A 15,675-nucleotide genomic window follows, 5' to 3' on the forward strand; every position below is an offset into this window, starting at 1 on the left:
GGGCTCGGCGGTGTACGACACGCTCACCGCGCGCGCCCGGCTCGGCGGCGGGGCGCTGCTCGCCACGGGGCTCACCGCGGGGCTCGCCGCCGTCCTGTCGGGAATCCTGGCGAGGCGCGTGCGGGTCCGCCGGGCGCTCAGAGACCGATGACGGTCTTGCCCTGTGCCCGGCCCGTGCGGCTGCGGGCGAGGGCCGCCGGGGCGTCCTCCAGCTGCACCTCACTGGTGATCAGGACGGTGAGCCGGCCCGCGTCGAGCTGGTCGGCGAGGATGGACAGCAGCTGCGGCGAGGGCCGGTTGAGGAAGTTGAAGCCGCGCAGGTTGTGCTCGATGAGCATGTCCGTGTCGGCCGCGCCGACGGTGGACACGACCGTGCCCCCGTCCCGTACGACCTGCGTCATGTCCGCGAACGCTTCCGGGCCGCTGACCAGGTCGATCAGGATGTCCACGCCGTCCGGGTGAGCCGCCCGCACCTGCTGGGCCACCGGCCCCTCCGTGTGGTCCACCGTGACCGCCGCGCCGAACTGCCCCATCAGCTCCGCGCTGCCCGCCCGGGCCGTGGCGATCACCTCGGCGCCGCGCTGCGCCGCGAGCTGCGTGACGAACGTGCCGACGCCGCCGGTCGCGCCCACGACCAGCACCCGCTTGCCCTCCGCGACCCGGGTCTCCTCCACGAGGTTGTACGCGGACATGCCGGCCGTCGGCACCGCCGCCGAGGTCGCGTACGTGACGTTGCGCGGCGCGGGGGCGACCGCGTCCTCCGAGGCGACGGCGTAGTCCGCGTACGAACCACCGCCCCTGCCGACCAGCTGGAACTGCCCGAAGACCTGGTCGCCGACCGTGCAGCGGCGCACGTCGGGGCCGACCGCGACCACCTCGCCCGCCCCGTCGGTCCCGAGGATCAGCGGGAAGGAGTGCGGCACGGCGTCCTTCAGCATGCCGTCGGCGATCTTCCAGTCGACCGGATTCAGCCCGGCGACCGCCATCGCGACCAGCACCTCGCCGGGTCCCGGCTCGGGCTGCGGCAGGTCCATCAGCTCGGGCTCGGCCCCGAAGGCACTGACTGCTACGGCTCTCATCGTGGTGTTCCTTCCACCTCTCCGTACCCCGGCCCCTGTCCGGCCCCTGCCGGGGATCGTAAGCACGCCGGTGCCGCCCGGCGCGGCAGGCGAAAGGGCCATGCCCCGGAAGCAACTCGTACGGCCGTCCCCAAGGGCGGCCGCGGCGCGGCGGCGGTGGGTTTGGCACACGGCCGGTGCGGTTACTCCTCCCCCTCATGAAGGGCGACAAGGGCGACAAGAACGACGGGCGCCCCGGCAGCGGGCGCGCGAAGGGCGAGGAGACCGTACGGGCGGGCCGGCGCACCGTCGCGATCAGCCGCCCGGACAAGGTGCTCTTCCCCGACGACGGCATCACGAAGCTGGACGTGGCCGAGCACTACCGGGCGGTCGCCCCGCGCGCGCTGCCCCATCTGCGCGGCCGCCCCCTGATGATGGAGCGACACCCGGACGGCATCGGCGGCCGCCCGCTGATGCAGAAGAACGCGCCGGACTACTTCCCCGACTGGGTGCGCACCTCCGTCCAGGAGAAGGCCGGCGGCAAGGTGACGCACGTCGTCTGCGACGACGCCGCCACGCTCGTGTACCTCGCCGGGCAGGCATCGCTGACCCAGCACCGCTGGCTGTCCCGCGAGGACACCCCCAACGACCCCGACCTCCTGATCGTCGACCTGGACCCGTCGGAGGGCGCGGACTTCGAGGACGTGCGCTGGGCGGCGGCGCGGGTCTGCGAGCTGTGGGACGAAGTCCGGCTGCCCGTCCGGCTGATGACCACCGGCTCGCGCGGCCTGCACGTCATCGCGCCGCTGGACGCCAAGTCCGACTACGACGCGGTACGGGACTTCGCGCACCGCGCCGCGGAGCTGCTCGCCGACCGCCACCCGGACCGGCTCACCACCGAGCAGCGCAAGGCCGACCGCCCCACGAAGGGCGGCCGCGGCCGCATCTACCTCGACGTGCAGCGCAACGCCTACGCGCAGACCGCGGTCGCGCCCTACAGCGTCCGCGCCAAGCCGGGCGCGCCGGTGGCCATGCCGATCACCCGCGAGGAACTGGACGACCCGGAGCTGAACGCCCGGCGCTGGACGCTGCGTACCGCGCCCGAACGGCTGGCGGCGGCCGACCCGTGGTCCGGTGACGGCTGGCGCGGCCGGTCGGTGAGCGCGGCGGCGAAGCGGCTGCCCTCGGAGTAGGACACCACGCCCGCCCGGAGCGGGGTGGTGACGGTGCGTCGGGTGATCGGCCGCGACGGTACGGGGACAGGCCCGACACGCGGCGACAAAAAGATGAACCGACGGCGAATCCGGGTGGCTTCGGCTCGTACCGGCACACGGCACGCGGGGTCCCACGATGCGACAGGGGCAGGCCGCTACCCTTTGGTGTCCGTCCTGGTCAGCACGCGCCTCGCTCAAACGGACATTCGCCGCACCCAGCACATACGCACGCCACCACACGCACGAGAGGTACGCCGATGGGCATTCGGAGTCTGCTGCGCAACGCTTTCGGTCGCTCCAAGGCGGCCAGTAAGGAACCGGATGCCGTCGCGGCGACGGAGGCCACCGACGAGGCGGCCATCCCGGAGGCCCGCGAGGAGTCGGCCCCCTCGGCGGACGCGGTGACGGAGGCCGCGCCGACCGCGGAGACGGAGGTCCCGGCGGCCCGTACGGAACAGGCACCGGCCCGTCCGGAGCCGGCGTACGCGGAGACCGCGCCCGCGGCGGGCGCCGCGGTACTCGCGGCTTCGGCCGCCTCTTCGGATGCCGCCGACATCTCGGACCTGGTGAGAGAGGCCTTCGACCGCCCGTCGGCGGTGAAGCCGGAGGTGACGGAGCAGCGCTCCGCCGAGCCGACGCCCGCGGAAGCGGCACCTGCGGAAGCGGCGCCTGCGGAGGAGCCGCCTGCGGAGGCCAAGGCCGCGGCCACGACCGAGGTCGAGGCCGAGGTCGAGGTCGAGGAGCCGAAGGCCGCGACGAGCGCTGAGGTCGAGGCCAAGGACGAGGTCGAGGTCGAGCCTGAGATCAAGACGGAGCCCGAGGCGGCCGAGCCGGTGGCCGCTGAGCCGGTGGCCGCCGAGCCCGAGCCGGTGACCGCCGACGCCGAGCAGGTCACGGCCGAGGCCCCGGCCGACCAGCCGAAGGCCGAAGAGCCGAAGACCGAGGCCCCGGCCGAGGAGCCGAAGGCGGCGGAACCGCAGGCCGACGAGCCGAAGGCCGAGGCCCAGCCGGAGGCCGAGCCCGAGGTCGTCGCCGAGCCCGAGCCCGAGCCCACCCCCGCGGCCACCATCCCCGCCGCCCGCACAGAATCCCCCGCCGAGGCCACGACCGAGGCCCCCGCCGAGCCGGTCCCCGCGCCCGCAGAGGCAGCGGCGCCCGCAGCCGCAGACGCAGCCGCGCCCGCCGACGGCGAAGCCCGTCCCGCCCTCTCCCTCGCCAAGGTCGAGGACGTCGCGCCCGGGCTGGTCAGCCTGTACAAGGACGCCGGTGCGGCGCTGGAGAAGCAGGGCCTGACCGCTCAGCGCGCCGCCGTCTACCTCGCGCTCGACCGCTCCGGTTCGATGCGCAACTACTACAAGGACGGCACCGTCCAGCACCTCGCCGAGCAGGCCCTCGGCCTCTCCGCGCACCTCGACGACGACGGCACCGTCCCCGTCGTCTTCTTCTCCACCGACATCGACGGCACCGCCGACCTCGACCTGACCGGCTACGAGGGCCGCATCGAGGAACTGCACGCGGGCCTCGGCCACATGGGTCGGACCAACTACCACTGGGCGATCAAGGCCGTCGTCGACCACTACAAGAAGTCGAAGACGACCGCTCCCGCGTTCGTGATCTTCCAGACCGACGGCGCCCCCACCTCCAAGCCCGCCGCCGAGAAGGCGCTGTGCGAGGCGGCCGGGCTGCCGATCTTCTGGCAGTTCGTCGGCTTCGGCGACCCCGAGGCCAAGGGCTTCGACTTCCTGCGCAAGCTGGACGACCTCGCCGTACCGGAGAAGCGGAAGGTCGACAACGCCGGCTTCTTCCACGCCGGCCGCGACCCGCGCGCCCTGGCCGACGCCGACCTCTACGCGCAGCTGATGATCGAGTTCCCCGAGTGGCTCACCGAGGCCCGCGCCGCGGGCGTACTCAAGGACCGCAAGAACCGGAAGAACGGCAAGAACAGCAAGACCGGCTGACCCGGCACGACCGGCACACGGCCCGGCGGCTCCCACGCGGAGCGGCCGGGCCGTCGCGCTTCATACTTCAGCCCCGCGCCTCAGTCCGCCGTCGTGTACGCGATGAACAGCGACCATGCCGCCGACGAGAACGTCAGCCGCGGCGTCTCCGCGTCCACCCGCTTCGAATCCCGCACATGCACCGATCCAGCCGCGGCCGCGACCTCCACACAGGCGGCGTCCTCGTACTCGCTGTAGCTCGACGTGAACCACGTCAGCCCGTCACCCATGGCCCCTCCGCCACCCCTCGATGCCGCGCATCGCTTCCCCAGGTACTCACAGCATCCCCGGTCGCCTGCACACCATGCGTACAGGAGTCCACGAGCCGAAATGGGGCGCGGTGGCCCCCGTCCGGGCGAGTACGATATTGGCGTTCCGTAGTGCAAAAAATCACTCACCGTAGCGACTTGGGAGCAGCCGGCAATGGCTCGACACCTCATCACCAGCGCCCTTCCGTACATCAACGGGATCAAGCACCTGGGCAACATGGTGGGGTCCATGCTCCCGGCCGATGTGTACTCCCGGTATCTGCGCCAGCGCGGGCACGACGTGCTGTACATCTGCGCGACCGACGAGCACGGCACCCCCGCCGAGCTGGCCGCGAAGGACGCCGGCCTGCCCGTCGACGCGTTCTGCGCCGAGCAGCACGACGCCCAGAAGGCGATCTACGACGGCTTCGGCCTCGCCTTCGACCACTTCGGGCGCAGCTCCTCGCCGGAGAACGTCGAGCTGACCCAGCACTTCGCGCGCAAGCTGCACGAGAACGGCTTCATCGAGGAGCGGGCGATCCGCCAGGTCTACTCGAACGCCGACGAGCGCTTCCTGCCCGACCGGTACATCGTCGGCACGTGCCCGCACTGCGGTTACGACAAGGCCCGCGGCGACCAGTGCGAGAACTGCACCCGCGTGCTGGACCCGACCGACCTGATCGACGCCCGCTCGGCGATCAGCGGCAGCAGCGACCTGGAGGTGCGGGACACCAAGCACCTCTTCCTGCTCCAGTCCAAGCTGCAGGGCGAGGTCGAGAAGTTCATCGACGAGGCCGGTGAGGACTGGCCGACGCTGGCCTCCTCCATCGCCCGCAAGTGGCTGACCGAGGGCCTGCACGACCGCGCGATCACCCGCGACCTGGACTGGGGCGTGCCGGTGCCGGCCGACGTCTGGCCGGACCTGGCCGCCGAGGGCAAGGTCTTCTACGTCTGGTTCGACGCGCCGATCGAGTACATCGGCTCGACGAAGGAGTGGGCGGACGTCGACCCGGAGAACCGCGACTGGAAGTCGTGGTGGTACGAGGCCGACGACGTCCGGTACACGGAGTTCATGGCCAAGGACAACGTGCCGTTCCACAGCGTGATGTTCCCGGCGACCCAGCTGGGCACCCGTGAGCCGTGGAAGAAGGTCGACTTCCTCAAGGCGTTCAACTGGCTGAACTACTACGGCGGCAAGTTCTCCACCTCGCAGCGGCGCGGCATCTTCACCGACGCGGCGCTGGAGCTGCTGCCCGCCGACTACTGGCGCTACTTCCTGATGGCGAACGCGCCGGAGTCCGACGACACCTCCTTCACCTGGGAGCTGTTCTCCTCCTCGGTCAACAAGGACCTGGCCGACACCCTCGGCAACTTCGTCAACCGCGTGCTCTCCTTCTCGCGGAAGCGCTTCGGTGACGAGGTCCCGGCGGGCGCCGAGGCCGGCGAGGCCGAGGCGAAGCTCGGCGAGGAGATCGCCCGCCTCCTCGCCGAGTACGAGGAGCACATGGAGGCCATGCAGTTCCGCAAGGCCGCGGCGGCACTGCGCGCCCTGTGGAGCACGGGCAACTCCTACCTGGAGGAGAAGGCCCCCTGGCTGGAGATCAAGACCGACCAGGACGCGGCCGCGCTCACCCTCCGTACGGCGATGAACCTCATCCACCTGTACTCGGTGATCTCCGAGCCGTTCATCCCGTCCTCGGCGAAGGCCATGCGCGCCGCGTTCGCGCTCGCCGACGACACGGCCCTGTGGATCACCGCCGACGAGGCCCGCGCCCTGTCCACGGTCCCGGCCGGCACCTCCTTCACCGTCCCCCCGGTCCTCTTCGCCAAGATCACCGAAGACGACCTGACCTCCTACAAGGAGCGCTTCGGCGGCGAGGAGTAAACGCACACAGCACACGCCGAGGGGCCCGGAACCGTTTGGTTCCGGGCCCCTCGGGCGTATGTGCCGCCTACTTCGCCTGCGGCTTGCGCAGCGAGAGGTGGAGTTCCTTCAGGCGGGACTCGTCGACCTCGCTGGGGGCGCCCATGAGGAGGTCCTGGGCGTTGCCGTTGAGGGGGAAGGCGATCGTCTCGCGGATGTTCGGCTCGTCGGCGAGGAGCATGACGATGCGGTCGACGCCGGGGGCGATGCCGCCGTGCGGCGGGGCGCCGAACTTGAACGCGCGGAGCATGCCGCCGAACTCGGCCTCGACGGTGTCCTTGTCGTAACCGGCGATCGAGAAGGCCTTGTACATGACCTCGGGCTCGTGGTTACGGATCGCGCCGGAGGACAGCTCGACGCCGTTGCAGACGATGTCGTACTGCCAGGCCAGGATGTCCAGCGGGTCCTTGGTCTCGAGGGCTTCGAGACCGCCCTGCGGCATCGAGAAGGGGTTGTGGGAGAACTCGATCTTGCCGGTCTCCTCGTCCTTCTCGAACATCGGGAAGTCGACGATCCAGCAGAAGCGGAAGACGCCCTCTTCGAAGTGGCCCGCGCGCTTGGCGGCCTCGACGCGGACCGCGCCCATGATCTTGGAGACCTCGTCGAACTCGCCCGCGCCGAAGAAGACGGCGTGGCCGGGCTTCAGGTCCAGGGCCGTGACCAGCGCCTTGACGTCGTCCTCGGTGAGGAACTTGGCGATCGGGCCGGTGAGGGTGTTCTCCTCGCCGACGCGGACCCAGGCCAGGCCCTTCGCGCCCTGCTCGACGGCGTACTCACCGAGCCCGTCGAAGAACTTCCGCGACTGGTCGGCGGTGTCCGGCACGGCGAGCGCGCGGACGTGCTTGCCGGCGAACGCCTTGAAACCGGAGCCCGCGAAGACGTCGGAGACGTCCACCAGCTCCAGCTTGGCGCGCAGGTCCGGCTTGTCGTTGCCGTACTTGAGCATCGCCTCGCGGAACGGGATGCGCGGGAACGGCGAGGTGACCTCGCGGCCGCCGCCGAACTCCGTGAAGAGCTCGGTCATCAGCTTCTCGACGGGCTGGAAGACGTCCTCCTGCTCGACGAAGCTCATCTCGATGTCGAGCTGGTAGAACTCGCCGGGCGAGCGGTCCGCGCGGGCGTCCTCGTCGCGGAAGCACGGCGCGATCTGGAAGTACCGGTCGAAGCCCGCGATCATCAGCAGCTGCTTGAACTGCTGCGGGGCCTGCGGCAGTGCGTAGAACTTGCCGGCGTGCAGGCGGGAGGGGACCAGGAAGTCGCGCGCGCCCTCGGGGGAGGTCGCGGACAGGATCGGCGTCGCCATCTCGTTGAAGCCAAGCGTCACCATCTTCTGGCGGATGGCGGAGATGACGGCCGTGCGCAGCATGATGTTGCGGTGCATGCGCTCGCGGCGGAGGTCGAGGAAGCGGTACTCCAGGCGCTTCTCCTCGTTCACCCCGTCCTCGGCGTTGATCGTGAAGGGGATCTGCTCGGCGGCGCCGAGCACCTCGACCGCGGAGACCTCGATCTCGACCTCGCCGGTGGGCAGGTCGGGGTTGATGTTGTCCGCGCCGCGGGCGCTGACCTTGCCGTCGATGCGGACGACGGACTCCTTGGTCAGGGAGCCGAGCGCCTCGTTGGCGGGGGTGCCGGGGCGGGCGACGAGCTGCGTGATGCCGTGGTGGTCGCGCAGATCGATGAAGAGGATGCCGCCCAGGTCACGTCGATTGTGCAGCCAGCCGCTGAGGCGGACGTCCGTGTCGACGTCCGCGGCCCGGAGCTCGCCGCAGTTATGGGACCGGTACCGATGCATCGCTCATCCAAGTCGTCGCGAGTCGAGGTGGGGCAACGGGGGAAGGGAGGCCGGGTCGTCGGCTCCCGGTCGGCACCCGATGATCACCCCAGGATTGGCATAACCGCTCCAGGTTACCGCTCCGCCCCGCCGCTCCGGGTCGCCATATCCACGACAAGACCCTCGTGAGCCCCTCGTACGAACACCATGGGACCAGGGTCACGTCCTTCGCACTGGTGAGCCTCCGTGAAACCCACATAAAGTGATGCAATGCGCACCAAGGACGTCCTGGCCGCCATCGGCACCGGCCTGTGGCACTGGGACCACGCAGTGGGCAAGGTGAGGCTGGACGCCGAGGCGGCCAGGCTCCTCGGGCTGCCCGAGGAGCCCGCCGACTTCAGCGAAGCCTTCATCCGCTCCCGTTTCCACGCCGTCGACTTCGCAGAGATCAACGGCGTCGTCCACCTCGCGCTGACCGAGGGCACCCTCGCCGAGGGCCGGCTGCGGGTCATGGACACCGACGGCAAGGTCCTGCGCGTCGTCCGCTGCCGGGCGCGCGTCACGCCGCTGGACAACAGTTACGAGCTGGTCGGCACCCTCCAGGAGGTCCCCGAGGCGCAGCCGGGCACGTCCGCGGCGCGCACCCCCGTCACCGGCGACTGGCGCCGCTCCCGCGAGGCATTCCTGCTGGACGCGGGCCGCGCGCTGGCCGAGGCGCGCTCCACCGAGGAGGTGCTGCGGGTGGCGGCCGGCCTGTCCATGCCCGGGTTCATGCCCGACGGACTGGCCGTCTTCGGCATCAAGGGCGACCGCATATCGGTCATCGGGCACCACGGACACCGCCCCGGGGACGAGCAGCCGTTCGTCGACATGTCCCTGAACACCGAATACCCGGCCGCCGAGGTGATACAGACCGGACGCGCCATCTACCTCCCCTCCCCGGAGGAGTACCGCCGCCGGTTCCCCGCGACCTGGCCGATGGCCGCGCACTTCGACCGCCAGTCCTGGGCCTTCCTGCCGCTGATCAGCGCCGGCCGGACGGTCGGCGCCTGGATGGCCGCCTTCGCCCACCGCGTCGCCTTCACACCCGACGAGCGCTCCGTGCTCACCACCGTCGCCCGGATGCTCGCCCAGGCGCTGCACCGGGCCGGCGACCAGGAGTCGCAGCTGGAGCTGACGACGGGCCTGCAGCGCAGCATGATGCCGACGGTGCAGCCGGACATCCCCGGCATGGCGGTGGCCGCGCGGTACGTCCCCACCGGCGGCGGCCTGGAGGTCGGCGGCGACTGGTACGACATGATCACGCTGCCCTCCGGCCGGATCGCCCTGGTCATCGGGGACGTACAGGGGCACGACGTACGGGCGGCGGGGCTGATGGGCCAGCTGCGGATCGCGCTGCGTGCCTACGCCTCGGAGGGCCACCACCCCGACGCCGTGCTCTCCCGCGCCTCCCGCTTCCTCTCGGGCCTGAACGACGCCGAGGCCGAGGGGCTGGACCCGCGCTTCGCCACCTGCCTCTACATCGAGGTCGACCCGGCCACGGGGCTGCTGGACATCGCCCGCGCCGGCCACCCCGACCCCGCCATCCGGATGACCGACGGCACGATGCTGGTACGGCCGACCGCCGGCGGGCTCCCGCTGGGCATCCATCCGGACACCGACTACCCCACCACCCGGCTGGTCCTGGAGCCCGGCGAAACGATGCTGGTCTGCACGGACGGGCTCATCGAGACCGGCGGGCACGACCTGGAGAGCGGCTGGGCGCGGCTGCGGGACATCATCGAGAGCCACGAGGAACCGGAGTCCGGTGACAGCCTCGAAAAGCTCGCCGACGCGCTGGTACAGGCCGTGCACGGGCCGTCCTCGCACCACACCACCGGGCGGCTGGCCGACCGCCGCGAGGGCGGCAGCTGCGCCATCGGCACCGGCGGGCTGGAGCCGCGCGCGCCCGTGCGCCGCACGGTCCTGACCATCGCGCAGGCCGAGCCGGAGCGGATCTCCGAGGCCCGCGGCCAGATCCGCGACGTGCTGCACGACTGGGCCGACGAGGACCAGATCGACTCGGCAGCGCTGATGGTCTCCGAGATGGTCACCAACGTCCTGCTGCACACCGACGGCGACGCTCTGCTGATCGCCGAGATCTCCGGCGTGAAGGGCTCCCGGTGCGTCCGGGTGGACGTGGCCGACAGCAGCGACGAGCTGCCGCACCGCCGCCGCCCCGGCGAGCTGGCCTCCTCCGGGCGCGGCCTGGTGCTGATGGAGCTGCTGGCCGGCGCGTGGGGCGTGAATCCGCGCGGGGACGGCAAGTCCATCTGGTTCGAGCTGTACGAGGACGCGCAGGACCGGGCCGGCGCGGCAGCGGACGCGGCTCAGGCCGGGGCGCCGCCGGACGTGTCCCCGGAGGAACCGCCGGACGGCGGCCCCTCGCTGCCCGGCTCCTCGCTCTCCGAACCAGCCGCGTAGTGCTCGTGCAGCTCTGACAGGATGCCGGTCGCCGCCGCCGTCAGCGGCACGGCCAGCAGCATCCCGAGGATGCCCGCCACGCTCGCGCCCGCGGTGATCGCCAGCAGCACCACGGCCGGGTGCATGTGCACGGTACGGCTCTGGATCATCGGCTGCAGGACGTGCCCTTCGAGCACCTGCACGGCCAGTACGACGCCCAGCGCCCACAGCGCGATCACGAACCCGCGGTCGGCCAGCGCGACCAGTACCGAGACCGCGCCGGAGATGAACGCGCCGAGGTACGGGATGTACGCGCCGACGAAGACCAGCGCGCCCAGCCCGACCGCGCCCGGCACCCCCAGGATCAGCAGCCCGACCGTGATGCAGATGGCGTCGATCAGCGCGATGACCGTGGTCCCGCGCATGAAGCCCTCCACGGCCTCGAAGCCGCGCCGCGCCATCCGCTCCAGCTGCGGCCCGGACCCGCCCGGCGCCCAGGACCGCAAGACGCCCACCGCCCGCTCCGCGTCCCGCAGGAAGAAGAACGTCAGCAGCAGCGCCAGCACGCCGGCGGCCACCGTCTGGCCGACCAGGCTGAGACCGGAGAGCAGCCCGGTCGCGGCCCGGCCGCCGAACTTCTGCACCAGTTGCTTGGCGTTCGCCGTCAGGTCGCCCAGCGAGGTGCCGGTGGCGCCCAGGTGCTTGGTGAGCTCCCGGGTCGCCCGCTGCACCGAGGACACGATCTGGTCGCCGGTGTCGACCAGCGCCGACACCACGATGTACCCGGCGCCGCCGACGACCACCAGCAGTACGACGCAGGTCAGCCCGGACGCCAGCGACCGGTTGAGCTTCATCGCGACCAGCCGCCGGTACACCGGCCCGAGCAGGGCGCTGCCCAGCAGGGCCAGCAGGACGGGCGTCACGGCCGCCTTCAGGGTCACGGTCAGCCATACGGCGACCGCGACCACCGCCGCGACCAGCAGCAGCAGTCCGCACCAGGCCGCGGCCCGGCGAGCTCCAAGGGGAAGCAGCGCTTCCCGTTCATCCGTCTTCGTCCGCTTCTGCACGGGACCAGTCCACCACGTGCCCCGCAGGGGCGCGGGGAACTGCGCGCCCGGCCGGACACGGCCGGCACTCGACCGGCGGCCGGATCCCGGCGCCCGCACAGCACGAAGCCGTGCCCGGCGTTTCACGTGAAACGCCGGGCACGGCCGTGGGTGAGTCGGATCAGCCGGCGGCAGCCGGGATCGTGCCGAGGCGGCCGGCCTGGAAGTCCTCGAACGCCTGGGCAAGCTCGGCGTGCGTGTTCATCACGAACGGGCCGTAGTGCATCATCGGCTCGCGGATGGGCTGCCCGCCGAGCAGCACGACCTCGAAGTTCGGGCTGCGGGACTCCTGGGTCGCGTCCGCCTTGATGGTGAGCGAGTCACCGGCGCCGAAGACGACCGTCTGGCCCATGCGGAACGGACGGCCCTCGGGGCCCGCCGTGCCGCGCCCGGCCAGCCCGTACGCCAGCGCGTTGAAGTCGGCGCGCCAGGGCAGCGTCAGCTCGGCGCCCGGGTTGAGCGAGACGTGCATCATCGTGATCGGCGTGTGCGTGATGCCGGGGCCCTCGTGCCCGCCGATGTCGCCCGCGATCAGCCGCAGCAGCGCACCGCCGTCGGACGAGGTCAGCAGCTTGACCTGGCCGCCACCGATGTCCTGGTAGCGGGGGGCCATCATCTTGTCGCGCTTCGGCAGGTTCACCCACAGCTGCAGGCCGTGGAAGAGACCGCCGGACATCACCAGCGACTCCGGCGGCGCCTCGATGTGCAGCAGGCCGGAGCCCGCCGTCATCCACTGGGTGTCGCCGTCGTTGATGGTGCCGCCGCCACCGTGCGAGTCCTGGTGCACGAAGGTGCCGTCGATCAGGTACGTGACCGTCTCGAAGCCGCGGTGCGGGTGCCAGGGCGTGCCCTTCGGCTCGCCCGGCGCGTACTCCACCTCGCCCATCTGGTCCATCATGATGAACGGGTCGAGGTGCTTGTAGTCGATGCCGGCGAAGGCACGACGCACGGGAAAGCCCTCGCCCTCGAAACCGCTGGGCGCGGTCGATACGGCGAGTGCGGAGCGCTGCCGCCCCTCGGCGGGCGCCGCGACGCGCGGCAGGGTCAGCGGGTTCTCAACGGTCACTGCGGGCATGACGGCCTCCTCGGTCGTTCCACGTTCAATTTAGTTGAACACTGAACAACCCGCAAGCCGCACTTCATTCCCGAAGGTGTCTCCGCAGGTCAGCGAGGTGAACAAACCGGTGGGCCGGTCGCGTACCCACGCGACCGGCCCACCGGATCAAGTACTGGACGGGATCAGCCGTACACAGAGCGACGGCGGTCAGCCATACATCCGCCGCATCGCGAAGTCGACCATCTGCTCCACCGCCTTGGCGTCGAACACCATGCGGTGCTCGCCCTCCATGTCGAGCACGAAGCCGTACCCCGTCGGCAGCAGGTCGAGGACCTCGGCGCCGGTGATCACGAAGTACTTCGACTCCTTGCCGGCGTAGGCGCGCAGCTCCTTGAGCGAGGTGAACATCGGGATCACCGGCTGCTGGGTGTTGTGCAGCGCCAGGAATCCCGGGTTGTCACCCCGCGGGCAGTACACCTTGGACGTCGAGAAGATCCCCTGGAAGTCCTCGGCCGACATCGAACCCGTGGTGAAGGCGCGCACCGCGTCGGCGAGGGAGGGAGGGGACGGCTCCGGATACAGCGGCTGCCCGCCGTAACCGCCAGGAGCCTGCTGCGGCGGGGGCGGCGCAGCGCCGTAACCCTGCTGACCCGCGCCCACGTTCTGGTCGTAGCCGTACATAGCTGCAAAGCGTACTGAGTCACAGATGGGCCGTTAGGGGTTGCTTCTTATTACCGACGGGTAGCATCCTAGATGCTACTACCTGGTATGTGTTTGAGGATCTCCTCACGAAGGATTACGGGAGCCGTCGCCATGGGGCACTACAAGTCGAATCTCCGCGACATCGAGTTCAACCTCTTCGAGGTGCTCGGCCGCGACAGCGTGTACGGCACCGGCCCGTTCGCGGACATGGACGTCGACACCGCCAAGAGCGTGCTGTCCGAGATCGCCCGGCTCGCGGAGAACGAGCTGGCCGAGTCGTACACCGACGCCGACCGCAACCCGCCGGTCTTCGACCCCGAGACCAACACCGCGCCGGTCCCGGCGTCCTTCAAGAAGAGCTACCAGGCGTACATGGACGCCGAGTGGTGGCGGCTGGGCGTCCCGGAGGAGATCGGCGGCACCACGACGCCGCGCTCCCTGCTGTGGGCCTTCGCCGAGTCCATCCTGGGCTCGAACCCGGCCGTGTGGATGTACGCCTCCGGCCCGGCCTTCGCCGGCGTCCTCTTCGAGGAGGGCACCGAGCAGCAGAAGCACATCGCCAAGGTCGCCACCGAGAAGGGCTGGGGCTCCACGATGGTGCTGACCGAGCCCGACGCGGGTTCGGACGTCGGCGCCGGGCGCACCAAGGCGGTCAAGCAGGAGGACGGCTCCTGGCACATCGAGGGTGTGAAGCGCTTCATCACCTCCGGTGAGCACGACATGTCGGAGAACATCCTTCACTACGTGCTCGCGCGCCCCGAGGGCCACGGCCCGGGCACCAAGGGCCTCTCGCTCTTCCTCGTCCCGAAGTACGAGTTCGACTTCGAGACCGGCGAGCTGGGCGCCCGTAACGGCGTCTACGCCACCAACGTCGAGCACAAGATGGGCCTCAAGGCGTCCAACACCTGCGAGATGACCTTCGGCGACAAGCACCCTGCCAAGGGCTGGCTCATCGGCGAGAAGCACGACGGCATCCGCCAGATGTTCCGCATCATCGAGTTCGCCCGGATGATGGTCGGCACGAAGGCCATCGCGACCCTGTCCACCGGCTACCTGAACGCGCTGGAGTACGCCAAGGAGCGCGTGCAGGGCCCGGACCTGGCCGCCTTCACCGACAAGAAGGCGCCGCGCGTCACGATCACCCACCACCCCGACGTGCGCCGCTCGCTGATGACGCAGAAGGCGTACGCGGAGGGCATGCGCGCCCTGGTGCTCTACACGGCCACCGTCCAGGACGAGATCCTGATCAAGGAGACGGCCGGCGAGGACGCGTCCGCCGAGCACGCGCTGAACGACCTGCTGCTGCCGATCGTGAAGGGCTACGGCTCGGAGAAGTCCTACGAGCAGCTGGCCCAGTCGCTGCAGACCTTCGGCGGCTCCGGCTACCTGCAGGAGTACCCGATCGAGCAGTACATCCGGGACTCCAAGATCGACACGCTCTACGAGGGCACCACCGCCATCCAGGGCCAGGACTTCTTCTTCCGGAAGATCGTCCGCAACCAGGGCGCGGCGCTGACCACGCTCTCGGAGACCATCAAGAAGTTCCTGGCCGAGGCGGTCGGCGGCGAGGAGCTGGAGGGCGCACGCGGCGAGCTGGGCAAGGCCGCCGGCGACCTGGAGGCGATCGTCGGCGCGATGCTGACCGACCTCGCCGCCACGGAGAACGACGTCAAGTCCATCTACAAGGTGGGCCTGAACACCACGCGCCTGCTGCTGGCCTCCGGTGACGTCGTCATCGGCTACCTGCTGCTGAAGGGCGCCGCGGTGGCGCAGGAGAAGCTGGCGACCGCCTCCACCAAGGACAAGGCGTTCTACCAGGGCAAGATCGCGGCGGCGAAGTTCTTCGCGCACAACGTCCTGCCGGGCGTCGCCGTGCAGCGCGGGCTCGCCGAGTCCGTCGACCAGTCGCTGATGGAGCTGGACGAGGCGGCGTTCTGATCCGCCGCTGAGCCGGCGCCGGGCCCCGTGCCCTGCCTGCCGTTCCCGTGGCCCCGTCCGGTCCGTTCCGGGCGGGGCCACCGGCGGTTCCTGGCGGGACCGTCTGCGGTTCCTGGCAAGGCCATCGGCGGTTTTTGGCGGCGCCTTCGGTGTTCGAGCGGGTATGGCCGACTATGGCCGGTCACCTGAACCCCGTTGAGCACAGGAGTAACACCGGC

11 protein-coding genes are annotated in these 15,675 nt (G+C 70.7%); 5 read left to right on the plus strand and 6 right to left on the minus strand.

All coding sequences use genetic code 11. The features are described 5' to 3' along the window. Positions 1 to 137: 137 nt before the first annotated feature. The gene (locus tag ABT381_RS02375) at positions 138 to 1,079 is read right to left on the minus strand and encodes an NADP-dependent oxidoreductase (RefSeq protein WP_351586724.1); all 942 of its coding nucleotides are present in this window, start codon (positions 1,077 to 1,079) and stop codon (positions 138 to 140) included. A 197-nt stretch (positions 1,080 to 1,276) separates the two neighbouring features. Here ABT381_RS02375 and ligD point away from each other — a divergent pair, with 197 nt between their 5' ends. Then, a complete protein-coding gene (gene ligD, locus ABT381_RS02380; RefSeq protein WP_351586726.1) occupies positions 1,277 to 2,251 on the plus strand; it encodes a non-homologous end-joining DNA ligase in 975 nt (324 codons plus the stop codon). 278 nt (positions 2,252 to 2,529) lie between these two features. Then, positions 2,530 to 4,230 (plus strand): vWA domain-containing protein, encoded by a 1,701-nt coding sequence (locus ABT381_RS02385; protein ID WP_351586728.1) that lies wholly within the window; start codon positions 2,530 to 2,532, stop codon positions 4,228 to 4,230. An 80-nt stretch (positions 4,231 to 4,310) separates the two neighbouring features. On the opposite strand, the gene ABT381_RS02390 is transcribed toward ABT381_RS02385, so the two are convergent. Further along, a complete protein-coding gene (locus tag ABT381_RS02390; protein WP_351586730.1) occupies positions 4,311 to 4,499 on the minus strand; it encodes a DUF397 domain-containing protein in 189 nt (62 codons plus the stop codon). Positions 4,500 to 4,692: 193 nt separating this feature from the next. On the opposite strand from ABT381_RS02390, the gene metG reads away from it, so the two are divergent. Then, positions 4,693 to 6,402 carry a methionine--tRNA ligase gene (metG, locus tag ABT381_RS02395; protein WP_351586732.1) on the plus strand — a complete coding sequence of 570 codons (1,710 nt, stop codon included), beginning with the start codon at positions 4,693 to 4,695 and terminating at the stop codon, positions 6,400 to 6,402. Between the two features lie 67 nt (positions 6,403 to 6,469). Here metG and aspS read toward each other — a convergent pair whose 3' ends face one another. Further along, positions 6,470 to 8,233, minus strand: a complete 1,764-nt coding sequence (gene aspS, locus ABT381_RS02400; protein WP_351586734.1) for an aspartate--tRNA ligase — start codon at positions 8,231 to 8,233, stop codon at positions 6,470 to 6,472. Between the two features lie 249 nt (positions 8,234 to 8,482). On the opposite strand from aspS, the gene ABT381_RS02405 reads away from it, so the two are divergent. Continuing rightward, positions 8,483 to 10,675 (plus strand): ATP-binding SpoIIE family protein phosphatase, encoded by a 2,193-nt coding sequence (locus ABT381_RS02405; protein WP_351586736.1) that lies wholly within the window; start codon positions 8,483 to 8,485, stop codon positions 10,673 to 10,675. Here ABT381_RS02405 and ABT381_RS02410 read toward each other — a convergent pair. The 3 genes from ABT381_RS02410 to ABT381_RS02420 form a co-directional block, all read right to left on the minus strand. After that, a complete protein-coding gene (locus ABT381_RS02410; RefSeq protein WP_351586738.1) occupies positions 10,582 to 11,721 on the minus strand; it encodes an AI-2E family transporter in 1,140 nt (379 codons plus the stop codon). The genes ABT381_RS02405 and ABT381_RS02410 overlap by 94 nt on opposite strands. A 160-nt stretch (positions 11,722 to 11,881) precedes the next feature. After that, positions 11,882 to 12,835 (minus strand): pirin family protein, encoded by a 954-nt coding sequence (locus tag ABT381_RS02415; protein ID WP_351586740.1) that lies wholly within the window; start codon positions 12,833 to 12,835, stop codon positions 11,882 to 11,884. Positions 12,836 to 13,024: 189 nt separating this feature from the next. Next, positions 13,025 to 13,498 (minus strand): SseB family protein, encoded by a 474-nt coding sequence (locus ABT381_RS02420; RefSeq protein WP_031050204.1) that lies wholly within the window; start codon positions 13,496 to 13,498, stop codon positions 13,025 to 13,027. 132 nt (positions 13,499 to 13,630) lie between these two features. Here ABT381_RS02420 and ABT381_RS02425 point away from each other — a divergent pair, with 132 nt between their 5' ends. Then, complete coding sequence (locus ABT381_RS02425) at positions 13,631 to 15,457, plus strand: acyl-CoA dehydrogenase (RefSeq protein ID WP_351586742.1); 1,827 nt, start codon at positions 13,631 to 13,633, stop codon at positions 15,455 to 15,457. Positions 15,458 to 15,675 lie beyond the last annotated feature (218 nt).

The sequence above is a fragment of the Streptomyces sp. NPDC000151 genome (assembly GCF_040301705.1).
GTDB lineage: Bacteria > Actinomycetota > Actinomycetes > Streptomycetales > Streptomycetaceae > Streptomyces.